A 20,695-nucleotide genomic window follows, 5' to 3' on the forward strand; every position below is an offset into this window, starting at 1 on the left:
GGTCCTCCTCGTAGCGTTGGCTGGCGGTCAGCCGCGCAGCGCGACCACGAGGCCCGCGCGGACGTCGGGCTTGTCGGCAAAAGGATCGCCGGGGTTGCGTTGCCCGACGATATCCTCGAAGCGCTGGCGTACCGGGGCCAGCGCCTGTGGGTGGGAATAAATATAGAAGCTTTCTTCGCGGATGGCATCGAAGGTCTTCTGTGCGACCTCGGCCGCGGTGACCTTGCCGGAGCCGACGGCCTTGTCCGACAGCGCCTGCGAGACCAGTTGCGAGCGCGTCGGCGGTGCCTGGTTGGCGAGGTCGGCGGGACGGTTGCGCTGCGACTGGTTGATGCCGGTGGGCACGAAATACGGACACAGCACCGAGCAGCGCACCTGCCCGGTCACCAGCCCCAGGTCCTGGTACAGCGTTTCCGACAGCGACACCACTGCATGCTTGGACACGTTGTACACGCCCATCGCCGGGGGATTGAGCAAGCCGGCCATCGAGGCGGTATTGACGATATGGCCCTGGTACGACGGGTCCTTTTGCGCCGCAGCAAGCATCAGCGGCGTGAAGATGCGCACGCCGTGCACCACGCCGTAGAGGTTGACGCCCAGCACCCACTCCCAGTCCTTCTCGGAGTTCTCCCAGACCAGACCGCCCGCGCCCACGCCGGCGTTATTGAACAGCAGGTTGACCTGGCCGAAGGCTTCGATGGCCGCGTCGGCCAGCGCCTGCACCTGGTCGGCGCGTGACACGTCGGTGCGCAGCCCGATCACCGGCACGTTGCGCGCCTTGAACTCGGCCACGGCCGCGTCCAGCGCGTCTTCCTGCACATCGGCCAGCACCAGCTTCATGCCGAGCTCTGCGCCGATGCGCGCGAACTCCTTGCCAAAGCCCGAGGCGCCGCCGGTGATCACGGCCACCTTGTCGGAGAAATCCTTCATGTCGTCTGTCCTGTCGCTTGGTATCGTGGTGGAACGGCGGGCGAGATATGTGGCGCGCTCAGCCGGCGCGCTGCACGTGGTAGCCCTGCCGCGGGAAATGCACGTTGAGCGCGCCCGCGCGCGTGTCCTGGCGGCGCAGCGTGACGCGGCTGGCAGTCAGGGAAAGCAGCACGCCGGCAACCGGATCGCGGGCATAGTCGGTCGGCGTGACGGTGACGGGATCGCCGGCCTGCAAGCCGCCATCGGTCATCACGCCTGCCTCCAGTGCCACCGGGTCGGCGCGGCGCGCCGCGGCGATCGCTTCCTCGCTGTCGATCACGCGCGGGCGGCCGTGGCCGAAGGTGTTCATGCGCGCATACCAGGCCTGCAGCCGCGGATACGCTTCCAGCAGCTGCGCCAGCGCGCCGGCGCGGCGGATAAACCAGAGGTTGTGGTACAGCGAGAAATCCGCCACCGACAGCGCCTCGCCGGCAGCATGGCCGACGCCGGCGGCAAACTGCGCCTCCAGGCTGCCGAAGGCCTCGTGCAGCAACGCGCCCGCCTCCGCCAGCGGCATCCGCAGCGCATTGGTATCGCCGCGCATGGCCTTGCGGTCCGCGCTGAAGGCCTGGATCTGCGCCGGCGACAGGTGCCCCAGCATGCTGGCGACGCCGGCCGGCTGGAAGACGTAGGTCACCGACGCAGTAAACAGCGCGGTATCGAACCACGCCGCCGCCAGCCGCGCCGTGGCAGCCTGCGCCGCCGGGTACAGCGGCGGCGTGGGCGCCAGCGCGTCCAGCACTTCGCAGATCAGCGCGGTATCGCAATAGATATCGGCGCCGACCTGCATCACCGGCGTGCGCCGATAGCCGCCGGTCAGCGCCACCAGGTCGGGCTTGGGCAGGATGGCGGGGATTTCCACCGCCTGCCATGCCAGGCCCTTGGCGCCCAGCAGCAGGCGGATCTTTTCCGAGAATGGCGAAGTTGCGTACTGATGAAGAATGATGTCGGCCATGCGATCCACCTCCATGTTTGCGGAATGGCTCCGCCAGTGTTGCCGCCGGATCAGCGGACGCAGGATGCCTCAGTCGAGCAGGTCGGGCTGTTCCCTGACGATGCGCGCGTACAGCGGCTGGAACTGGAACCAGCCCGCCTGCGCCGTGCCAACGATCGAATACGACTGGCGCGCGGCCGCGTCGGAAATCAGCTTCAGCGGCGCCTGCGTGCGCGCGGCGGCGGCCTCGGCCAGCAGCTGCACCTGGCACGAGCGCTCCATCGTGATAAACCACCACGCGGCTTCGTCGACGGTCTTGCCCACGGTCAGCAGGCCGTGGTTCTGCAGGATCGCGGCCTTGTTCTGGCCCAGTGCATTGGCGATGCGCTGGCCTTCGTCGAGCTCGACCACCACGCCGCCGAAGTCGTCATAGACCGCGTGATCGTTGTAGAACGCGCATACGTCCTGCGTCAGCGGATCGAGCGGGCGGCCCAGCGTGGACCAGGCGCGGCCGTAGGTGCTGTGCGAATGCGCCGCGGCGACCGCGTCCGGACGGGTCTGGTGCACGCGCGAATGGATGGCGAACGCCGCGGCATTGACCGGGTAATCGCCCTCCACCACATCGCCGTGGTGGTCGCAGCGGATCAGGTTGGAAACCGTGACCTGGCTGAAATGCACGCCAAAGGGATTGACCCAGAAGGTGTCGGTAAACTCCGGGTCGCGCGCCGTGATATGGCCGGCGACGCCCTCGTCGAAACCGAACTTCGAAAACAGCCGGAAGGCCGCGGCAAGGCGCTGCTTGCGGTGCAGGCGCTCCTCGGCCACGGTGGCGAACTGCGGCGGGCGCGGCAGGTTGCGGTAGCGGGCCTTGACCTCTTCGGACAGGCCGGCGCCGATGTCGTCGGCGCGCTCAGTGACTTGCGGGGCGTTCATCGGTGTCTCCTTTTTTTGTGGTATCCGGTTCATGCGGCACGCCGGTGGGCGCGCCGCCGCCCTACACTCGGACCGAGTCAGGCCAGCTTGACCAGCTGCTTGCCGAAGTTCTTGCCCTTCAGCAGCCCGATAAACGCCTCCGGCGCGCTGGCCAGCCCCTCGGCAATGCTCTCGCGGAACTTGAGCTTGCCCTGCGCCACGGCGGTGCCCAGCTCCTTCAGCGCCTGCGGCCAGACTTCCATATGCTCGGAGACGATAAAGCCTTCGATAGTCAGGCGCGACACCAGGATCAGCTGCGGGTTCTTCATCGGCACCGGCTGGCCGTCATAGCCGGCGATCATGCCGCACATGGCGATGCGGCCGAACGGGTTCATCCGCATCAGCACCGCGTCCAGGATCTCGCCGCCGACGTTCTCGAAATAGCCGTCGATGCCATCGGGCGTGGCTTCCTTGAGCATGGTGTAGAGCTCCTTCGGATCCTTGGCCGCCTTGTAGTCGATACACGCATCGAAGCCCAGCTCATTGACCACGTAGTCGCACTTGTCCTTGCCGCCGGCAAAGCCCACCGCGCGGCAGCCGGCCAGCTTGGCCAGTTGCCCGACCACGCTGCCGACCGCGCCCGACGCGGCGCTGACGGCGATGGTCTTGCCCGCCTTCGGCAGGATGATCTTGTTCAGGCCATACCAGGCGGTCACGCCCGGCATGCCAACCGAACCCAGGTAGGCCGACAGCGGGATATGCGTGGTGTCCACCAACTGCAGGCCGGTGCCGTCGCTGACGCCCATCTCCTGCCAGCCGAACATGCCGACCACCTTGTCGCCCGGCTTGAACTTGCTGTTCTTGCTTTCCACGACTTCGCCTACGGTCCCGCCGATCATCACTTCATTGAGCGGCTGCGGCGCGGCGTACGACTTGCTCTCGTTCATGCGGCCGCGCATGTAGGGGTCCAGCGACAGGTAGTGGTTGCGCACCAGCACCTGGCCGTCGGCGATCTGCGGCACGGGCACCTCTTCCAGCCGGAAATTGGCCGGCGTTACCGCGCCCTCGGGACGCGAGGCCAGGACGATGCGCTTGAACGTATTGGACATGGTCGATCCTTCAGTAAGTGTGTGGGGACAGCGGCGCCGTCCCGTTGACTGCATCGGTTCCCGCGCCGGCGCTCAGCCGTCGGCGCCGGTATCGGTCTCGCCCGGGCGCTGCGGCGGCATGCGCCGGATGTACTTGAACGTGCCCGAGCCGCGCGCCACGATCTTGCCGTCGGCGTCGACGATCTCGCCTTCGCAGAACACCATGGTGGTGGTGCGGTGCACAGTGGTGCCGCGCGCGGTCAGCGTGCCGCGCCCCGGCGCCATAAAGCTGGTCTTCATCTCGATGGTGACCACGCCGCGGCCATCGGCGTCGCTGCTGCGGCCCGCCACGGCCATGGCCACGTCGAGCAGCGTCATGATCACGCCGCCGTGCGCCATGTCCCAGCTGTTCTGGTGGCGCTTCAGGATCGGCAGCGCGATCTCGCTGCGCCCGCCTTCAGCGAGGCTGCACGTCACGCCGAGGTCGGCGAGGAAAGGGATATGGGTCAGGGGGCCTTTGTACACGTTCATGGCAATGCAAGTCCGGAAAATGAGCGTTGCGAGGCAGCCGCCTCGCAACGGCCCCAAGTTTGAGGGCATTCCGGCGTAACGCCAAGGGCTGGCGCCGGAATGCCTGCCTTGCTCAGACCGCGCTGACGCCGCCGTCCACCGCCAGGATCTGCCCGGTGATGTGCTTGCCGGCATCGCTGGCAAACAGCAGCGCGGCGCCCTTCAGGTCTTCGTCGTCGCCCAGCCGGTGCAGCGGCACGCCGGCACACATGGCTTCAACGCCGATGCGCTCCAGCGACCCCTTGGTCATCTTGGACGGGAAGAAGCCCGGCGCCAGCGCATTGACGGTGATATTGTGCTCGCCCCACTCGCCCGCCAGCGTGCGCGTGAAATTGACCACCGCGCCCTTGGAAGTGTTGTAGGCGATGGTCTCCATCGTGCCCGGCGGGTTGCCGGCCAGCCCGGCGATCGACGCCACGTTGATGATGCGGCCGTAGCGGCGCGGGATCATCGACAGCTTGCCGATGCGCTGGGTCAGCAGGAACAGGCCGCGGATATTCAGGTTCATCACCTTGTCCCAGGCCTCCACCGGATGGTCTTCGGCCGGCGCGCCCCAGGTGGCGCCGGCGTTGTTGACCAGGATGTCGACCTGGCCCAGCCTGGCGATGGCTTCGTCGGCGAGCCGCGCGATCTCCGACTCCTGCGAGCCGTCGGCGGCGATCCAGTCGGCCTCGATGCCGCGCGACTTCAGGTAGGCCTGCGCCGCCTGCAGTTCGTCGGCCTTGCGCGCCGACAGCACCAGGCGCGCGCCCTGCTCGCCCAGTGCCTCGGCGATCTGCAGGCCAAGCCCGCGCGAGCCGCCGGTGATCAGTGCGGTCTTGCCCTTCAGGTCAAACAGTTGCTGGATGGTGCGCATGTCGGGTTCCTTCGATCGGTCGAGTTCAAAGAGGAGCGCGCTGGTTCAGAACCACGCGTCCTGCATGTCCAGCGTGGTGCGGTCCAGCGATGCCAGCAGGTCGAGTTGAGGATCGACCTTGGGCAGTTCCCAGCGGGAGAAGTAGGCCGCCGCGGCCAGCTTGCCGCGATAGAAATCCTGGTCTTCCGGTCCGCGCGCCTGCGGCAGTGCCGCCTGCGCCAGCAGCGCCTGTTCCAGCCAGATCCACGCCATCACCACATGCCCGAAGGCTTCCAGGTAAACCGTGGCATTGGCCAGCGTCACATTGGGGTCGCCGGCGCTCCACAATGTCTGCGTGACTTCGGCCAGGCGCTTCGTCGCCGCACCGAGCGCGCGCGCCTGACGGGCCAGTTCGGCATCGTCCGCGGCCAGCGCGCGGCTGATGGTGTCCTGCACGCGCTCGCCCAGCAGCTTGAACGCCGCGCCATCCTTCATCACCACCTTGCGCCCCAGCAGGTCCAGGCCCTGGATGCCGTGCGTGCCTTCGTGGATGGGATTGAGGCGGTTGTCGCGGTAGAACTGCTCGACGTTGTATTCGCGCGTATAGCCGTAGCCGCCATGCACCTGGATCGCCAGGCTGTTGGCCTCCAGGCACCATTGCGACGGCCAGCTCTTGGCGATCGGGGTCAGGATGTCCAGCAGCAATGCCAGGCGCGCATGCGTGGCCTCGTCGCCCGCGGCAGCGGCGGCCTCTTCCTCGTCCACCAGCCGCGCGCAGTACAGGTTCAGCGCCAGGCCGCCCTCGACGTAGCTCTTCTGCGCCAGCAGCATGCGGCGGATATCGGCGTGCTCGACCAGCTTTACCTGCGGGCTGCCCGGATCCTTGCCGCCGGGGCCGACGGGACGGCCCTGCGGGCGGTTGCGCGCGTAATCGAGCGCATGGAGGTAGCCGGTATAGCCCAGCATTACCGCGCCCAGGCCCACGCCGATGCGCGCCTCATTCATCATGTGGAACATGCAGGCCAGGCCCTTGTGCGGCTCGCCCACCAGGTAGCCGATCGCGCCGGCCTTGCCGCCCGGCTGGTACTTCATGCCTTCGCCGAAATTGAGCAGGCAGTTGGTGGTGCCGCGGTAGCCCATCTTGTGGTTCAGGCCGGCCAGCACCACGTCGTTATGCTCGCCCAGCGACCCGTCCTCGTTGACCAGGTACTTGGGGACGATAAACAGCGAGATGCCCTTCACGCCCGGGATCAGCTTGCCGTCCGGTCCGGGGATCTTGGCCAGCACCAGATGGACGATGTTCTCCGACAGCTCATGCTCGCCGGCCGAGATCCACATCTTGTTGCCGCGCAGCCGGTATTGCGCGCCCAGCGGCGATTCGCCCTCGTATTCGGCGCGCGTGGTGATGTCAGACAGCGACGAGCCGGCCTGCGGCTCGGACAGGCACATGGTGCCGAAGAAGCGCCCTTCCATCTCCGGCTTGACGAAGGTGTCGATCTGCGCCGGCGTGCCGTGCGTGAGCAGCAGGTTGGCGTTGCCGATGGTCAGGAACGGGTAGGAACTGGTGCCGACATTGGCACCCTTGAAGTAGGCAAAGCCGGCTTTCTCGACCACGACCGGCAGCTGCATGCCGCCCAGTTCGTAGTCCTGTCCGGCAGCCATCAGCCCGGCTTCGCAGAAGGCCTTCAGCGCGGTGCTGACTTCGGGGATGATGCTGACGGTCTCGCCGTCGAAGTGCGGCTCTTGCTGGTCGTTCTTCTTGTTGTGCGGCGCGAACAGGTCGGTGGCGATCTTCTCGCAGGTGTCCAGCGCGGCATCGAAGGTCTCGCGCGAGTGGTCGGCGTAGCGCGGGATGCGGGTCAGCTCGTCGACCTTGAGCCATTCGTAGAGCACGAAGTTCAGGTCGCGGCGGGAAAGGATCATCGACATGGTGTCTCCATGCGGCGCACTGCGTGGTGCGCTGCGAGTTCTTTTTGCCTTCTTGTGCGAACCGACGGGCTTTCAACTGCACCGCATGGGTGCTCCCTCTCCCGCTCGCGGGAGAGGGTTGGGGTGAGGGCCGGGCGCTACGACGAAGTACAGGGCGGCGGTATGCCACCGCCTGACCTCACCCCTGCTCCTCTCCCGCAAGCGGGAGAGGAGAGCAAAGCGGCAGTTACAGGACTTCGAACAGCCCTGCCGCGCCCTGCCCGCCGCCGATGCACATGGTCACCACCACGTACTTCACGCCGCGGCGCTTGCCTTCGATCAGCGCATGGCCGACCAGGCGCGCGCCCGACACGCCGTACGGGTGGCCCACCGCGATGGCGCCGCCGTTGACGTTGAGTCGGTCCATCGGGATGCCGAGCGTGTCGGCGCAGTACAGCACCTGCACCGCGAACGCTTCGTTCAGCTCCCACAGGCCGATGTCCTCGACCTTCAGGCCGGCCTTCTTCAGCAGCTTGGGCACCGCGAAGACGGGACCGATGCCCATCTCATCCGGCTCGCAACCCGCCACGGCAAAGCCGCGGAACACGCCAAGCGGCTGCAGGCCCTTGGCCTCGGCCACGCGCGCATTCATGACCACCGCAGCCGACGCGCCGTCCGAGAACTGCGAGGCATTGCCGGCGGTGATCACGCCACCCGGCACCGCGCTGCGGATCTTGGCCACGCCTTCGAGCGTCGTGTCGGGACGGATGCCTTCATCGGCGGAGATCGTGACTTCCTTCGTCACCAGTTGCCCGGTCGACTTGTCGGCCACGCCGGCCAGCACCGTCATCGGCACGATCTCGTCGTTGAACTTGCCGGCTTCCAGCGCGGCGGCGGCGCGTTGCTGGCTGCGCACGCCGTATTCGTCCTGGCGCTCCTTCGAGATGTTGTAGCGCTTGGCCACGTTCTCGGCGGTCTGCAGCATGTTCCAGTAGATTTCCGGCTTGTTCTTGACCAGCCAGCTTTCCTGGACCATATGGCGGTTCATTTCCTGCTGCACGCAGGAGATGCTCTCAACGCCGCCTGCAACGAAGATATCGCCCTCATCGGCAATCACGCGCTGCGCGGCCATGGCGATGGTCTGCAGGCCCGACGAGCAGAACCGGTTGACGGTGGCACCCGGCACGGTCACCGGGCAGCCGGCGCGCAGCGCGATCTGGCGCGCGATATTGGCGCCGGTGGCGCCTTCCGGGTTGGCGCAGCCCATCAGCACGTCTTCTACTTCCGCCGCGTCGATCCTGGCGCGGGCGATGGCGTGCTGGACGGCGTGACCACCCAGCGTGGCGCCGTGGGTCATGTTGAAAGCGCCCTTCCAGCTCTTGGCCAGAGCGGTCCGTGCGGTGGATACGATGACTGCTTCGTTCATGTGTTGCTCCTCGGAATCTCTTGTGTCTTTCAGTTCGGTGGTTCGGTTCAGCCCTGGCCCTTCAGCCCGGCGGACATCACGCGCGCAACGCCGGCGGCGCCGAGGTCCTGCCATGCCTTTGCCAAGGACCCGTGCAGGTCGATGGCGCGGCACGCGTCCTCGATCACCGCGGCCTCGAAGCCCGCGGCGCGCGCATCGAGCGCGCTCCAGGCCACGCAGTAGTCCGTCGCCACCCCGGCGCAGAACACGCGCTGCACGCCATGCTCACGCAGGTAGCCGGCCAGCCCGGTGCGCGTGGTGCGGTCCGCCTCAAGGAAGGCGGAGTAGCTGTCCACGTCGGCATGGTGGCCCTTGCGGAGCAGCAGCCGCGCGTGCGGCACGTGCAAACCCGCATGCAGCGCGGCGCCGGGCGTGTCCTGCACGCAGTGCACCGGCCACAGCACCTGCTCGCCATACGGCAGCGTCAGTGTCTGGAACGGCTGCGTGCCGGCATGGTTCGCGGCGAACGAGACGTGGCTGGCGGGATGCCAGTCCTGCGTCAGCACCACGTGCCCGAACGCGCGCGCCAGCCGGTTGATGACGGGCACCACCTCGTCGCCGTTGGGCACGGCAAGCGCGCCGCCCGGCATGAAGTCGTTCTGCACGTCGATCACCAGCAGGCAATCGTCAGGTCCGATGGTGGTGTTCATGGCCGCTCCTGGCTGAACCCTGTTGGCGTATTAACCGTTAAAGCCCTTGCCTTCGTCCGCCAGCTTCTGCAGCAGCGGCGCGACCTGCCAGGCTTCACCGTGGTAGCCCTTGGCGTAGCGCTTCATGGCCAGCGCCACGTTGTACAGGCCGACCTGGTCCGCATACAGCATCGGGCCGCCGCGGAACAGCGGGAAGCCGTAGCCGGTCAGGTACACCATGTCGATATCCGAGGCCTTGGAAGCAATGCCTTCTTCCAGGATCTTGGCGCCTTCATTGACCAGTGCGAACACCAGGCGCTCGACGATCTCTTCGTCAGAGATCTTGCGGCGCGTCAACCCCAAGTCCTTGGAGTGCTGCACAATCATGTCGTTGACCTGCTGGTTCGGGTACGGCTTGCGGTCGCCCGCCTTGTAGTCGTACCAGCCCGCGCCGGTCTTCTGGCCGAAGCGGCCCATCTCGCACAGCAGGTCGGCGGTCTTCGAATACTGGATGTCCGGCTTGTCCACCGCGCGGCGCTTGCGGATGGCCCAGCCGATGTCGTTGCCGGCCAGGTCGCCCATGCGGAACGGGCCCATGGCAAAGCCGAACTTCTCGATGGCCTTGTCGACCTGTTCCGGCAGCGCGCCTTCGTCCAGCAGGTAGCCGGCCTGGCGGCTGTACTGCTCGATCATGCGGTTGCCGATAAAGCCGTCGCACACGCCCGACACCACGGCGGTCTTCTTGATCTTCTTGGCGACCTGCATCACCGTGGCCAGCACGTCCTTGCCGGTCTTCTCGCCGCGCACCACTTCCAGCAGCTTCATCACGTTGGCCGGGCTGAAGAAGTGCATGCCGACCACATCTTGCGGACGCCTGGTGAACGAAGCGATCTTGTTGACGTCCAGCGTGGAGGTGTTCGAGGCCAGGATCGCGCCCTGCCTGGCGACCTCATCCAGCTTCTTGAACACGGTTTCCTTGACGCCCATTTCTTCGAACACGGCCTCGATGATCAGGTCGGCGTCCTTGAGGTCGTCATAGGACAGCGTGGTACTGAGCAGGCCCATGCGCTGCTCGACCTTCTCTTGCGTGAGCTTGCCCTTCTTGGCGCTGTTCTCGTAGTTCTTGCGGATCGTGGCCACGCCGCGGTCCAGGGCTTCCTGCTTGGTTTCCAGGATGGTGACCGGGATGCCCGCGTTCAGGAAGTTCATGCTGATGCCGCCGCCCATGGTGCCGGCGCCGATCACGGCGACCTTCTCGATCTTGCGGGTCGGCGTGCCTTCGGGCACATCGGGGATTTTGCTGGCAGCGCGCTCGCCGAAGAAGGCGTGGCGCAGCGCGCGCGATTCCGGCGTGGTCACCAGGTACAGGAAGCCGTCGCGCTCTTCCTTCAGGCCCTGTTCGAACGGCTTGAGCGAGCCGGCCACCGCTTCCAGGCACTTCAGCGGCGCCGGGAAGTTCTTGGCCATCGCGGCCACGGTGTTGCGGGCAAAGCCGAGGTAGCCTTCGGCGTTCTCGTGGCGCACCTTCAGGTCGCGCACCTTCGGGTGCGGGCCGTTGGCGGCCGCCGCGTTCTGCGCGAACCTGATGGCGGCGGGCAGTACATCGCCTTCCACGATTTCATCGAACAGCCTGGTGCCGGCAAACTTCTCGGACAGCACCGGGGTGCCCGACACGATCATATTGGCCGCAGCCTCCAGGCCGATCACGCGCGGCAGGCGCTGCGTGCCGCCGGCGCCGGGCAGCAGGCCCAGCTTCACTTCCGGCAGTGCGATCTGCGCACCCTTCGACGCGACACGATAGTTGCAGCCCAGCGCCAGTTCCAGGCCGCCACCCATGGCGACCGAATGCACCGCGGCCACGACCGGCTTGGACGAGCCTTCGATCACTCGGATCACCGAGTGCAGCGTCGGCTCCTGCGTGGCCTTGGGCGTATTGAATTCACGGATATCGGCGCCGCCCGAGAAAGCCTTGCCAGCGCCGGTGATGACGATCGCCTTGACGGCGGCATCGTCCAGCGCACGGGTCATGCCATCGACGATGCCAAGCCGGGTGCTGTGACCCAGGCCGTTGACAGGGGGATTGTCGAGCGTGATGACGGCTACGCCGTCCTGAACCTGATACTGCGCTGTCATGCTGGTTCCTTTTCAGAAATTTGTCTCGGGATTCGAATTCTCGAATTCATTTTTTGCTGCGCCTGCGCGGCCAGTGGATGGCCGCCTGCTGCCGGGTGGTGCGCACCGCGGGAGGGTAAACCCTTCACACGACTTGCCGCATACCCGCGCCCATCAACGCCTTCAGGCGCTCGGGCGAAACAAGCATACACAGAATAGCACGGTCGTTCAATTTTATTTTTGAGCGTTTTCCTATGGCATGAGCGGGGCGAATTGCGGCCGTTACCCCGATGCATGACGGGCGCCCGGAGCCCTACGGCGAATGCAGCGTTCCGCGCTGAGCTGATGCCGATTACCGCACTTGACGCCGCGCGCCGAAGACAGGCTCTACAACCAGTATCGGACTTTTATTTGATCCGGTCCGGCGATTCCCTGAAAAAGACACGGTAGACTCGCGGCTTTTCGTTTTTTTTGCCGTCCCCGGCCTCCACAAGACGCCGGGCCGGCGGAAGTTCCAGCGACCCTGATGTCTTCCCACTCACAGTCCCATCCGCACGAGCACCAGCACCCGGTGGTCGAGCATGACGACCTCAAGCGCAAGCTCAAGGCCCGCCACCTGACCATGATCGCCATCGGCGGCGCCGTCGGCACCGGGCTCTTCGTCGCCTCCGGCGCCTCGATCGCGCAGGCCGGTCCCGGCGGCGCGCTGCTGATGTATGTGCTGCTCGGCCTCATGGTCTACTGCCTGATGACCAGCCTGGGCGAACTCGCCGTGCATATGCCGGTGGCCGGTTCCTTCGTTACCTACAGCGCGCTTTATGTCGACGAAGGCTTCGGCTTCGCGCTCGGCTGGAACTACTGGTTCAGCCTGGCGGTGACCATCGCCGTGGAGCTGACCGCGGCGCAGCTGGTGATGCAGTACTGGTTCCCGCATGTGCCCGGCGTGGTCTGGAGCGCGGCCTTCCTGTTCCTGATGTTCGTGCTCAACGCCTTCTCCGTGCGCGGCTTCGGCGAAGCCGAATACTGGTTCGCGCTGATCAAGGTGGTCACCGTGGTGGTGTTCCTGGGCGTCGGCCTGCTGATGATCTTCGGCATCATGAAAGGCGGGCCGCAATCGGGCTGGCACAACTTCACGCTTGGCGACGCGCCCTTCGTCGGCGGCATCCCGGCCATGTTCGGGGTGGCGATGATCGCGGGGTTCTCGTTCCAGGGCACGGAAACGGTTGGCGTGGCCGCCGGCGAGGCCGAGAACCCGGCCAAGACCATCCCGCGCGCGATCCGGCAGACCTTCTGGCGCATCCTGCTGTTCTATGTGATCGCCATCCTGATCATCGGGGTGCTGATTCCCTATACCGATCCCAGCCTGCTGCGCAACGACGTGACCGACGTCGGCGTCAGCCCGTTCGCGCTGGTGTTCCGCCACGCCGGGCTGGCGTTTGCCGCTGGCCTGATGAATGCCGTGGTGCTGACCGCGCTGCTGTCGGCCGGTACTTCCAGCATGTATGTGTCGACGCGGATCCTCTACGGCCTGGCCGTCAGCGGCCGCGCGCCGCGTGCCTTCGGCAAGCTGACGGTGAGCGGCGTGCCGTTCAATGCGCTGCTGCTGACCACCGGCGTGGGGGCATTGTGCTTCTTCAGTTCGCTGTTCGGGGACAAGGCGGTTTATCTGTGGCTGCTCAATACCTCGGCGATGACGGGCTTCTTCGCCTGGCTCGGCATTGCCATCAGCCATTACCGCTTCCGCCGCGGGCTGGTGCACCAGGGGTATGACGTCAGCATGCTGGCGTACCGCTCGCCGCTGTATCCGTTCGGGCCGATGTTTGCCGGTGTGCTGTGTGTGGTGATCGTGGCCGGGCAGAACTACCAGGCGTTCGCGGATATCCCGAACCGGTGGCCGGAGATCGTTGCGACGTATATCGGTGTGCCGGCGTTTTTGGCGCTGTGGTGGGGGTATCGGATGGTGAAGAAAACGCGGATGGTGGCTTACGAGGATATGCCGTTTGAATTGCCGAAAGCGAAGCTTGAAGTCGAGGAAAAGCTGGCGGCCTGAGCGGTTTGCTCCCCTCTCCCGCAAGCGGGAGAGGGAGTACACAGTTGGCGAAGCTAAGGTCTTCGCCCATGTCCGGCTCAAACCTCCAGCCACTCCTTCCTTATCTGCGAATTCGCCTTCAACTCCGCGGGCGTGCCCTCGAACACGATATGCCCGTGCCCCATCACATAGACCCGCTGCGAGATATCCAGCGCAATCGCCAGCTTCTGCTCGATCAGCAACACTGACACCCCCCGCTCCTTCAGCGTCTTCAGGTAATCGCCCACCAGCGTCACGATCATGGGCGCCAGCCCTTCGGTCGGCTCGTCGATCAGGATCAGGTCGGGATCGCCCATCAGCGTGCGGCACAAGGTCAGCATCTGCTGCTCGCCGCCTGACAGCACGCCGGCTGAGGTGTTCTCGCGCTCCTTCAGCCGCGGGAACATGTTGAACATGTCTTCGACCGACCAACGTGGTTTGGCCTGCCGCGGATTGCGCTTCTCGCCCAGCAGCAGGTTCTGCCGCACCGTCAGCGTCGGGAAGATATCCCGGTTTTCCGGCACGTAGCCGATGCCCAGGTGCGCGATTTCGAAGGTGCGCCGCCCCAAAATCTCCTCGTCGTGAAACCGCACCGATCCCTCGGCCCTGACCATCCCGAGGATGGCCTTGGCCATGGTCGAGCGCCCCACCCCGTTGCGGCCCAGCAGCGCCACGATCTCGCCTTCGTCGATATGCGCGTCCACGCCGTGGAGGATATGGCTCTTGCCGTAGTAGGCGTGCAGGCCCTGGACATTCAGCATGCGCTTGCCCATCAGTGCGCTCCTTCAGTGGCGTCTTCGTCGAGGGTGGTGCCCAGGTAAGCCTCCTTGACCTTGCGGTTGTTGCGGATGGCCTGCGGGGTGTCCGTGGCGATCACTTCGCCGTAGACCAGCACCGAGATGCGGTCGGCCAGGCCGAACACCACGCTCATGTCGTGCTCCACCATCACGAGCGTCTTGCCGACGGTGACCTTGCGGATCAGTTCGACCGCGTGATCGGACTCGGAGCGGCTCATGCCGGCCGTGGGCTCATCCAGCAGGATCACCTCGGCGCCACCCGCGATGGTGATGCCGATTTCCAGCGCGCGCTGCTCGGCATAGGTCAGCAGCCCCGCCTGGCTATCGCGCCGGTGCTGCATGCCGATCAGGTCCAGCACTTCCTCGGCGCGCTCGCGCGCATCGCGCAGCGCCGACAGCCTATGCCAGAACGAGTACTTGTAGCCCAGCGACCAGAGCACCGCGCAGCGCAGGTTCTCGAACACCGACAGCCGATGGAAGATGTTGGTGATCTGGAAGCTGCGCGACAGCCCCATGCGGTTGATGACGAACGGCTGCAGCCCGCCGATCTCCTCGCCATTGAGCCGCACGGTCCCGCTGCTCGGCGCAAACCGGCCGGAAATCAGGTTGAAGGTCGTCGACTTCCCTGCGCCATTGGGCCCGATGAGCGCGTGGCGCTCGCCCTTGGCAATCGTCAGGTTCACGCCGCGGATGATCTCCGTCTGGCCGAACTTCTTGCGTACATCGTTCAGTTCCAGTGCCGCTGTCATGCCATGCCTCCTGCGATTTCCATCTGTAGCTTGTCCCACGCGCTGCGCACCCGCGCCGCCGCCAGGCGCCACGCTAACAGGCCGGCGGCCCACAGCACTGCCGCCACCGCCCATGGCATCCACGTCGCGGCATCGAAGCCGATGCCGAAGAGCTTCATGGCGGTACCGTTGGCACTATCAACCTGCACCTTGTAGACCAGCTCGACCGTGAGGATCATCGCCAGCAGCAGCACCACGCCCGCGCCGCCCGCACGGGCGTACGAAGGCAGCATGCGCTTGAGCTTGCCCTTGCCCAGCAGCGGCAGCTGCATCAGCAGCAGGCTCGCCAGCCCGCCCGGCACGAACATCACCATCAGCACAAAGAACAGCCCCAGGTACAGCAGCCAGGCCTTGGTCAGGTCCGACAGCGCCACCGCGAACAGCACGAACACCACGGCGCCGACGACCGGCCCGAAGAACACGCCCGCACCGCCGATAAACACCGCCAGCAGCACGCCACCCGAACGCACCGCGCTGACGTTCTCGGCCGAGACGATCTCGAAGTTGATCGCGCCCAGCGCGCCGGCAATGCCGGCAAAGAACGCCGACAGGATCAGCACCAGGTAGCGCACGCGCTGGGTGTTGTAGCCGATGAACTCGACCCGCTCGGGGTTGTCGCGCACCGCGTTGGCGATGCGGCCCAGCGGCGTCTGCGTCCACGCGTACATCGCCGCCATCGACACCACGCACCAGACCGCGATCAGGTAGTAGACCTGGCGCCCGGGCCCGAAGGTGAGGCCCAGGAACGGGTCGCCGACCACGCGGTTGGTGGAGATGCCGCCCTCGCCGCCGAAGAACTCGGGGAACATCAGCGAGCTGGCGAACACCATCTCGCCGATGCCCATGGTGATCATGGCAAAGGTGGTGCCGGCCTTCTTGGTGGTGACGTAGCCGAAGATCACGCCGAAGAACGCGCCGGCCAGTCCGCCAACCAGCGGCAGCATCGACACCGGCAGCCACACCTTGCCGGCGCCGACCATGTTCAGCACGTGCACGGCAATAAAGGCGCCCAGCCCGGAATACACCGCATGGCCGAACGACAGCATGCCGGTCTGCCCGAGCAGCATGTTGTACGACAGCGCGAAGATGATCATGATGCCCATCTGCGACATCAGCGTAATCGCGAAGCCCCCGGTGAAGACCAGCGGCAGCACCAGCATGATCAGCACCGTCAGGCCCCAGATCAGCCAGCGCGCCAGGTTCAGCGGGCGGTAGCGCAGGGTGCGGCCGGTGACCACCGGCTCGCTGCGTTGTTGCATCGCTTGCTCCATGGTGTCAGCTCTCCCGGGTTCCCATCAGTCCACGCGGGCGGAAGATCAGCATCACCACCAGCAGCAGGTATGGCAGCACCGGCGCCACCTGGGCCACCGTGAGCTTCCACAACGAATAGAACGGCGTGGCGTCGCTGACCGCCAGCCCCAGGCTGGTCAGCAGCCCCGCGATCGACGCGTCGATGGTGACCGCGAAGGTCTGCAGCACACCGATCAGGATCGACGCGATAAAGGCCCCCACCAGCGAGCCCATGCCGCCCACCACCGCCACCACGAACACGATCGAGCCCACCGCCGCGGCCATCGACGGCTCGGTGACGAAGGCATTGCCGCCGATCACGCCCGCCAGCCCCGCCAGCGCGGCGCCGCCGCCGAACACCAGCATGAAGACGCGCGGCACATTATGGCCGAGTGCCTCGACCATCTCTGGGTGCGTCAGCGCGGCCTGGATCACCAGCCCGATGCGGGTGCGCGTCAGCACCAGGTAGATCGCCACCAGCATGCCCAGCGACACCAGCATCATGAAGGCGCGGTATTTGGGGAACGACGAGGTGAACACCGTGAACAGCGGCCCGTCGAGCTCGGCCGGGATGCGGTACGGCACCGCGGCCAGGCCCCACACCAGCTTGACGCCCTCCTCGATGAGGTAGGCCAGCCCGAAGGTGAACAGCAGCTCGGCCACGTGGCCGTACTTGTGCACCGTGCGCAGGCCGAAGCGCTCCACCAGCGCGCCCGCGCCGGCCACCAGCAGCGGCGCGAAGATCAGCGCCGGCCAGAAGCCGATCTTGCTGGCGATGGTGTAGGCGAAGTAGGCCCCCAGCATGTAGAAGCTGGCGTGCGCGAAGTTGAGCACGCCCATCATGCTGAAGATCAGCGTAAGGCCCGACGACAGCATGAACAGCAGCAGCCCGTAGCTGATGCCGTTCAGCAAAGAGATGACGAAGAATTCCACAGCGTGTCCTTCAAGCTGGCGCCGGCACCGTGGGGTGCGCCGGCAACCGTCCGGTTGGATTGAGGATGAGCGTCCCCCTCCGGGGGCGCATGACGCCCCGGACGCTCCCCGGTGTTCAGACCGAAAGTATGCAGGAGCGGGCGGCCACTTGGTTGGCTTGGCGATCAGCGTGGCCGGCCCGCCATGGACAGCCTCAGCCCGGCCGCTTCATCTGGCAGGACGTGGGCTGCGCGGACACGTACTGGTCCATCTGCGCATTGGTCTTCCAGCCGTAGCCGGTGTTCTCCTGGTCGTACTTGACTTCCTTGCCGTCGACCTTGGACCAGGTGGCGACGATCAGCGATTGCTGGGCCTGGTGGTCGGTATTGCGCATCTCGACCGTGCCGTTCATGCTGTCGACCTTGATGCCCTCCAGCGCCTTGGCCACCTTGACCGGATCGGTCGAGCCGCTGTCCTTCATCGCCTTGGACAGCATGGCGATGCCGGTATAGGAGGCCATCACGTAGAAGTCGTCGTTGTACTTCTTCTTGAAGCCCTCGATGACATCGGAGCCCTTGAAGCCCTTGTTATTGGGGTTGTAGTAGCCCACGTACTTGACGTGCTCGGCGCCGGCGGCGCCCATCGCGGTGGGTACGCCGGTGGTGCCGGCGTAGTACGTGTAGTAGTTGGTGGTCAGGCCGGCGTCCTTGCCCGCCTTGATCAGCAACGCGAGGTCGCTGCCCCAGTTGCCGGTGATGACGGTATCGGCGCCCGAGGCCTTGATCTTGGCCGCGTACGGCGCAAAGTCCTTCACCTGTGCCAGCGGGTGCAGGTCTTCACCCACGATCTGGATATCCGGGCGCTTGCGCTTCAGGTAGTCCTTGGCGGCCTTGGCCACCTGGTGCCCGAACGAGTAGTTCTGGTTGATCAGGTAGACCTTCTTGACGTTCGGATCCTTGGCCAGGTAGGTGGTCAGCGCCTCCATCTTCATGTCGGAGTTGGCGTCGAGCCGGAAATGCCAGTAGTTGCACTTGGCATTGGTCATGTCCGGATCCACCGCGGCGTAGTTCAGGTAGACGATTTCCTTGCCGGGGTTGCGCTCGTTATGCTTGGCCACCGCGTCCTGCAGCGCCAGCCCGACCGACGAGCCGTTGCCCTGCACCACGTAGCGGATGCCCTGGTCGACCGCCTGCTTCAGGATGGTCAGGCTTTCCTGCGGCGAGAGCTTGTTGTCGAAGCCCACCACCTCGAACTTGTGCGGACCGGCCCAGCCCTTCTGGTTGGCCATGTCGGCGACATACTGCCAGCTCTTGAGCTGGTTCTGCCCAACGGGGGCCATCAGCCCCGATAGCGGATCGATAAAGGCGATCTTTACCGTATCCGCGAGTGCGGACCCCGAAACCAGCGCAGAACCCAGTGCGGCGAACACGGCCACACCGGCCACCAGCGGACGCATTTTGGTCATACCTGTCTCCTTCACTCTTGTCGTTGGCTTGTCATGGATTGCGGCAGGACCGGCGTGCGCCTCCATTCGCGCGCCACGCCCTGCCCCGAAACACGCCGTGCCGCAAGCAGGCACGGCGCACCGGTTGGCTTCGCGGTGCCGGCCTCAGGCGGTCGGCAGCTTGTAGTCCTTGAACTGCTCGCGCAGCTTGAGCTTCAGCATCTTGCCGGTGGCGGTCAGCGGGATCTCGGTGACAAAGGCCACGTCGTCCGGGATCCACCACTTGGCGACCTTGCCCTCGAAGAACTGCAGCAGTTCCTCGCGGCTGACCTCGGCGCCGGGCTTCTTCACCACCACCAGCAGCGGGCGCTCGTCCCACTTGGGGTGATAAGCCGAGATGCAGGCCGCCATATGCACCGCGGGGTGCGCGGCGGCGACATTCTCGATATCGATCGACGAAATCCACTCGCCGCCGGACTTGATCACGTCCTTGCTGCGGTCGGTGATCTGCATGAAGCCGTCGGGGTCGATGGTGGCGACGTCGCCGGTCGGGAACCAGCCGTCGACCAGCGGGTTGACGTCGTTGCGGAAGTAGCGCTCGATCACCCACGGCCCGCGCACCATCAGGTCGCCGAAGGCCTTGCCGTCCCACGGCAGCTCCTTGCCCTCGCCGTCGACGATCTTCATGTCGACGCCGTAGATCACGCGGCCCTGCTTCTCCTGGATCTTGTGGCGGTCGGCATCGGACAGCTCCGCGTGCCTGGCCAGCAGCTTGCACGACGTGCCCAGCGGCGACATCTCGGTCATGCCCCAGGCGTGGATCACCTCGACGTCGTACGCCTCCAGCGCGCGGATCATCGCCGGCGGCGCGGCCGAGCCGCCGATCACGGTGCGGCGGAAGGTGGAGAACTTCAGGTTGTTCGACTGCACATATTGCAGCAGGCCCAGCCAGACCGTCGGCACACCGGCGGAGAAGGTCACCTTCTCCTGCTCGAACAGCTCATAGAGCGAAGCGCCGTCGAGCTTGGCACCCGGCAGCACCAGCTTGGCGCCGACCAGCGGCACCGAATACGGCAGGCCCCAGGCATTGACGTGGAACATCGGCACTACGGGCAGGATCACGTCGCTGGCGGAGCAGCTGAGCGCGTCGGGAAGCGCCGACGCATACGAGTGCAGCACCGTCGAGCGGTGCGAGTACAGCGCACCCTTGGGGTTGCCGGTGGTGCCCGAGGTGTAGCACAGGCTCGACGCCAGGTTCTCGTCGAACTGAGGCCATTCGTAATTGCCGTCCTGCGCCTCGAGCAGTTCCTCGTAGCACAGCAGCGGCACCTTCGATTCCGCCGGCATATGCGCGCGGTCGGTCATCGCAACCCAGCCCTTCACATTGGGGCAATGCGGCGCCACGCCCTCCACGAGCGGCAGGAAGGTCAGGTCGAAGAAGATGTAGCCGTCTTCGGCGTGGTTGACGATATAGGCGATCTGCTCGGGGAACAGGCGCGGGTTGACGGTGTGGCAGACCGCGCCCATGCCGGACACGCCGTAGTAGATCTCGAGGTGGCGGTAGCCATTCCAGGCCAGCGTGCCGATGCGCTCGCCCTGTTGCACGCCCAGTGCGCCAAGGGCCTGCGCCAGCTTGCGCGCCCGCAGTTCGCATTCACGGTACGTGTAGCGATGCAGGTCGCCCTCCGTGCGCCGCGAAACGATTTCGGTGCTCCCGTAATAACGGGCGGCGTGCTTGATGATCGAGGAAATGAGCAGCGGCGCGCTCATCATTTGACCCATCAATGCCATGTACCTGCCTCCTGAAATGTCTGTTTTCCGTCTGAAAACGAACAACCGTACTATTTTTTGGCGATTGTTCCCATGCATCGAATCAGCGTCAACGTGATTCTGTTGTGCACTGCCATACTGTCGTGGTCATCAGGGCCGCAATTCTGCGAAGGTCCATGCACCGGATTTATGTGCGCACTAAAG

Annotated in this window: 17 protein-coding genes; 1 reads left to right on the forward strand and 16 read right to left on the reverse strand. The window is 65.6% G+C overall.

All coding sequences use genetic code 11. From position 1 onward, the window contains the following. Positions 1–27: 27 nt before the first annotated feature. The 10 genes from AB1I47_RS12570 to AB1I47_RS12615 form a co-directional block, all read right to left on the reverse strand. Positions 28–930, reverse strand: a complete 903-nt coding sequence (locus AB1I47_RS12570; protein ID WP_354684081.1) for an SDR family oxidoreductase — start codon at positions 928–930, stop codon at positions 28–30. Positions 931–988: 58 nt separating this feature from the next. After that, positions 989–1,924 (reverse strand): glutathione S-transferase family protein, encoded by a 936-nt coding sequence (locus AB1I47_RS12575; RefSeq protein ID WP_354684082.1) that lies wholly within the window; start codon positions 1,922–1,924, stop codon positions 989–991. A 69-nt stretch (positions 1,925–1,993) separates the two neighbouring features. Next, complete coding sequence (locus tag AB1I47_RS12580; RefSeq protein ID WP_354684083.1) at positions 1,994–2,836, reverse strand: class II aldolase/adducin family protein; 843 nt, start codon at positions 2,834–2,836, stop codon at positions 1,994–1,996. A gap of 77 nt (positions 2,837–2,913) precedes the next feature. Next, the gene (locus AB1I47_RS12585; protein WP_354684084.1) at positions 2,914–3,924 is read right to left on the reverse strand and encodes an NADP-dependent oxidoreductase; all 1,011 of its coding nucleotides are present in this window, start codon (positions 3,922–3,924) and stop codon (positions 2,914–2,916) included. Positions 3,925–3,996: 72 nt separating this feature from the next. Next, positions 3,997–4,434 carry a PaaI family thioesterase gene (locus tag AB1I47_RS12590; RefSeq protein ID WP_354684085.1) on the reverse strand — a complete coding sequence of 146 codons (438 nt, stop codon included), beginning with the start codon at positions 4,432–4,434 and terminating at the stop codon, positions 3,997–3,999. A 112-nt stretch (positions 4,435–4,546) separates the two neighbouring features. Beyond that, positions 4,547–5,329: an SDR family oxidoreductase gene (locus tag AB1I47_RS12595; RefSeq protein ID WP_354684086.1), complete on the reverse strand. Its 783-nt coding sequence runs from the start codon at positions 5,327–5,329 to the stop codon at positions 4,547–4,549. 45 nt (positions 5,330–5,374) lie between these two features. Further along, entirely contained in the window at positions 5,375–7,237 is a 1,863-nt protein-coding gene (locus tag AB1I47_RS12600; protein WP_354684087.1) for an acyl-CoA dehydrogenase, read from the reverse strand. Between the two features lie 226 nt (positions 7,238–7,463). Next, a complete protein-coding gene (locus AB1I47_RS12605) occupies positions 7,464–8,642 on the reverse strand; it encodes an acetyl-CoA C-acyltransferase (protein WP_354684088.1) in 1,179 nt (392 codons plus the stop codon). A 47-nt stretch (positions 8,643–8,689) separates the two neighbouring features. Next, a complete protein-coding gene (gene pncA, locus AB1I47_RS12610) occupies positions 8,690–9,331 on the reverse strand; it encodes a bifunctional nicotinamidase/pyrazinamidase (protein ID WP_354684089.1) in 642 nt (213 codons plus the stop codon). 30 nt (positions 9,332–9,361) lie between these two features. After that, complete coding sequence (locus AB1I47_RS12615; protein ID WP_354684090.1) at positions 9,362–11,443, reverse strand: 3-hydroxyacyl-CoA dehydrogenase NAD-binding domain-containing protein; 2,082 nt, start codon at positions 11,441–11,443, stop codon at positions 9,362–9,364. A 505-nt stretch (positions 11,444–11,948) separates the two neighbouring features. Between AB1I47_RS12615 and AB1I47_RS12620 the strand changes: the two genes are divergently transcribed. Beyond that, positions 11,949–13,472: an amino acid permease gene (locus AB1I47_RS12620; RefSeq protein WP_407935828.1), complete on the forward strand. Its 1,524-nt coding sequence runs from the start codon at positions 11,949–11,951 to the stop codon at positions 13,470–13,472. 77 nt (positions 13,473–13,549) lie between these two features. On the opposite strand, the gene AB1I47_RS12625 is transcribed toward AB1I47_RS12620, so the two are convergent. The 6 genes from AB1I47_RS12625 to AB1I47_RS12650 form a co-directional block, all read right to left on the reverse strand. Next, the gene (locus tag AB1I47_RS12625) at positions 13,550–14,263 is read right to left on the reverse strand and encodes an ABC transporter ATP-binding protein (protein ID WP_354684091.1); all 714 of its coding nucleotides are present in this window, start codon (positions 14,261–14,263) and stop codon (positions 13,550–13,552) included. Continuing rightward, a complete protein-coding gene (locus tag AB1I47_RS12630; protein WP_354684092.1) occupies positions 14,263–15,036 on the reverse strand; it encodes an ABC transporter ATP-binding protein in 774 nt (257 codons plus the stop codon). The genes AB1I47_RS12625 and AB1I47_RS12630 overlap by 1 nt, the downstream gene beginning before the upstream one ends. Beyond that, positions 15,033–16,346, reverse strand: a complete 1,314-nt coding sequence (locus AB1I47_RS12635; RefSeq protein WP_354684093.1) for a branched-chain amino acid ABC transporter permease — start codon at positions 16,344–16,346, stop codon at positions 15,033–15,035. Before AB1I47_RS12635 ends, AB1I47_RS12630 begins: the two co-directional genes overlap by 4 nt. 4 nt (positions 16,347–16,350) lie before the next feature. Beyond that, the gene (locus AB1I47_RS12640; RefSeq protein ID WP_354684094.1) at positions 16,351–17,298 is read right to left on the reverse strand and encodes a branched-chain amino acid ABC transporter permease; all 948 of its coding nucleotides are present in this window, start codon (positions 17,296–17,298) and stop codon (positions 16,351–16,353) included. A 193-nt stretch (positions 17,299–17,491) separates the two neighbouring features. After that, positions 17,492–18,742 carry a branched-chain amino acid ABC transporter substrate-binding protein gene (locus AB1I47_RS12645; RefSeq protein ID WP_354684095.1) on the reverse strand — a complete coding sequence of 417 codons (1,251 nt, stop codon included), beginning with the start codon at positions 18,740–18,742 and terminating at the stop codon, positions 17,492–17,494. 144 nt (positions 18,743–18,886) lie between these two features. After that, positions 18,887–20,512, reverse strand: a complete 1,626-nt coding sequence (locus tag AB1I47_RS12650) for a 3-(methylthio)propionyl-CoA ligase (RefSeq protein WP_354684096.1) — start codon at positions 20,510–20,512, stop codon at positions 18,887–18,889. Positions 20,513–20,695: the final 183 nt, after the last annotated feature.

This window comes from Cupriavidus necator (assembly GCF_040578825.1).
Classification (GTDB): domain Bacteria; phylum Pseudomonadota; class Gammaproteobacteria; order Burkholderiales; family Burkholderiaceae; genus Cupriavidus; species Cupriavidus necator_E.

Bases quoted from the DNA above. Each gene is read 5' to 3' on its own strand.
- AB1I47_RS12570 (WP_354684081.1), bottom strand. From the start codon at position 930: ATGAAGGATTTCTCCGACAAGGTGGCCGTGATCACCGGCGGCGCCTCG.
- AB1I47_RS12575 (WP_354684082.1), bottom strand. From the start codon at position 1,924: ATGGCCGACATCATTCTTCATCAGTACGCAACTTCGCCATTCTCGGAA.
- AB1I47_RS12580 (WP_354684083.1), bottom strand. From the start codon at position 2,836: ATGAACGCCCCGCAAGTCACTGAGCGCGCCGACGACATCGGCGCCGGC.
- AB1I47_RS12585 (WP_354684084.1), bottom strand. From the start codon at position 3,924: ATGTCCAATACGTTCAAGCGCATCGTCCTGGCCTCGCGTCCCGAGGGC.
- AB1I47_RS12590 (WP_354684085.1), bottom strand. From the start codon at position 4,434: ATGAACGTGTACAAAGGCCCCCTGACCCATATCCCTTTCCTCGCCGAC.
- AB1I47_RS12595 (WP_354684086.1), bottom strand. From the start codon at position 5,329: ATGCGCACCATCCAGCAACTGTTTGACCTGAAGGGCAAGACCGCACTG.
- AB1I47_RS12600 (WP_354684087.1), bottom strand. From the start codon at position 7,237: ATGTCGATGATCCTTTCCCGCCGCGACCTGAACTTCGTGCTCTACGAA.
- AB1I47_RS12605 (WP_354684088.1), bottom strand. From the start codon at position 8,642: ATGAACGAAGCAGTCATCGTATCCACCGCACGGACCGCTCTGGCCAAG.
- pncA (WP_354684089.1), bottom strand. From the start codon at position 9,331: ATGAACACCACCATCGGACCTGACGATTGCCTGCTGGTGATCGACGTG.
- AB1I47_RS12615 (WP_354684090.1), bottom strand. From the start codon at position 11,443: ATGACAGCGCAGTATCAGGTTCAGGACGGCGTAGCCGTCATCACGCTC.
- AB1I47_RS12620 (WP_407935828.1), top strand. From the start codon at position 11,949: ATGTCTTCCCACTCACAGTCCCATCCGCACGAGCACCAGCACCCGGTG.
- AB1I47_RS12625 (WP_354684091.1), bottom strand. From the start codon at position 14,263: ATGGGCAAGCGCATGCTGAATGTCCAGGGCCTGCACGCCTACTACGGC.
- AB1I47_RS12630 (WP_354684092.1), bottom strand. From the start codon at position 15,036: ATGACAGCGGCACTGGAACTGAACGATGTACGCAAGAAGTTCGGCCAG.
- AB1I47_RS12635 (WP_354684093.1), bottom strand. From the start codon at position 16,346: ATGGAGCAAGCGATGCAACAACGCAGCGAGCCGGTGGTCACCGGCCGC.
- AB1I47_RS12645 (WP_354684095.1), bottom strand. From the start codon at position 18,742: ATGACCAAAATGCGTCCGCTGGTGGCCGGTGTGGCCGTGTTCGCCGCA.
- AB1I47_RS12650 (WP_354684096.1), bottom strand. From the start codon at position 20,512: ATGGCATTGATGGGTCAAATGATGAGCGCGCCGCTGCTCATTTCCTCG.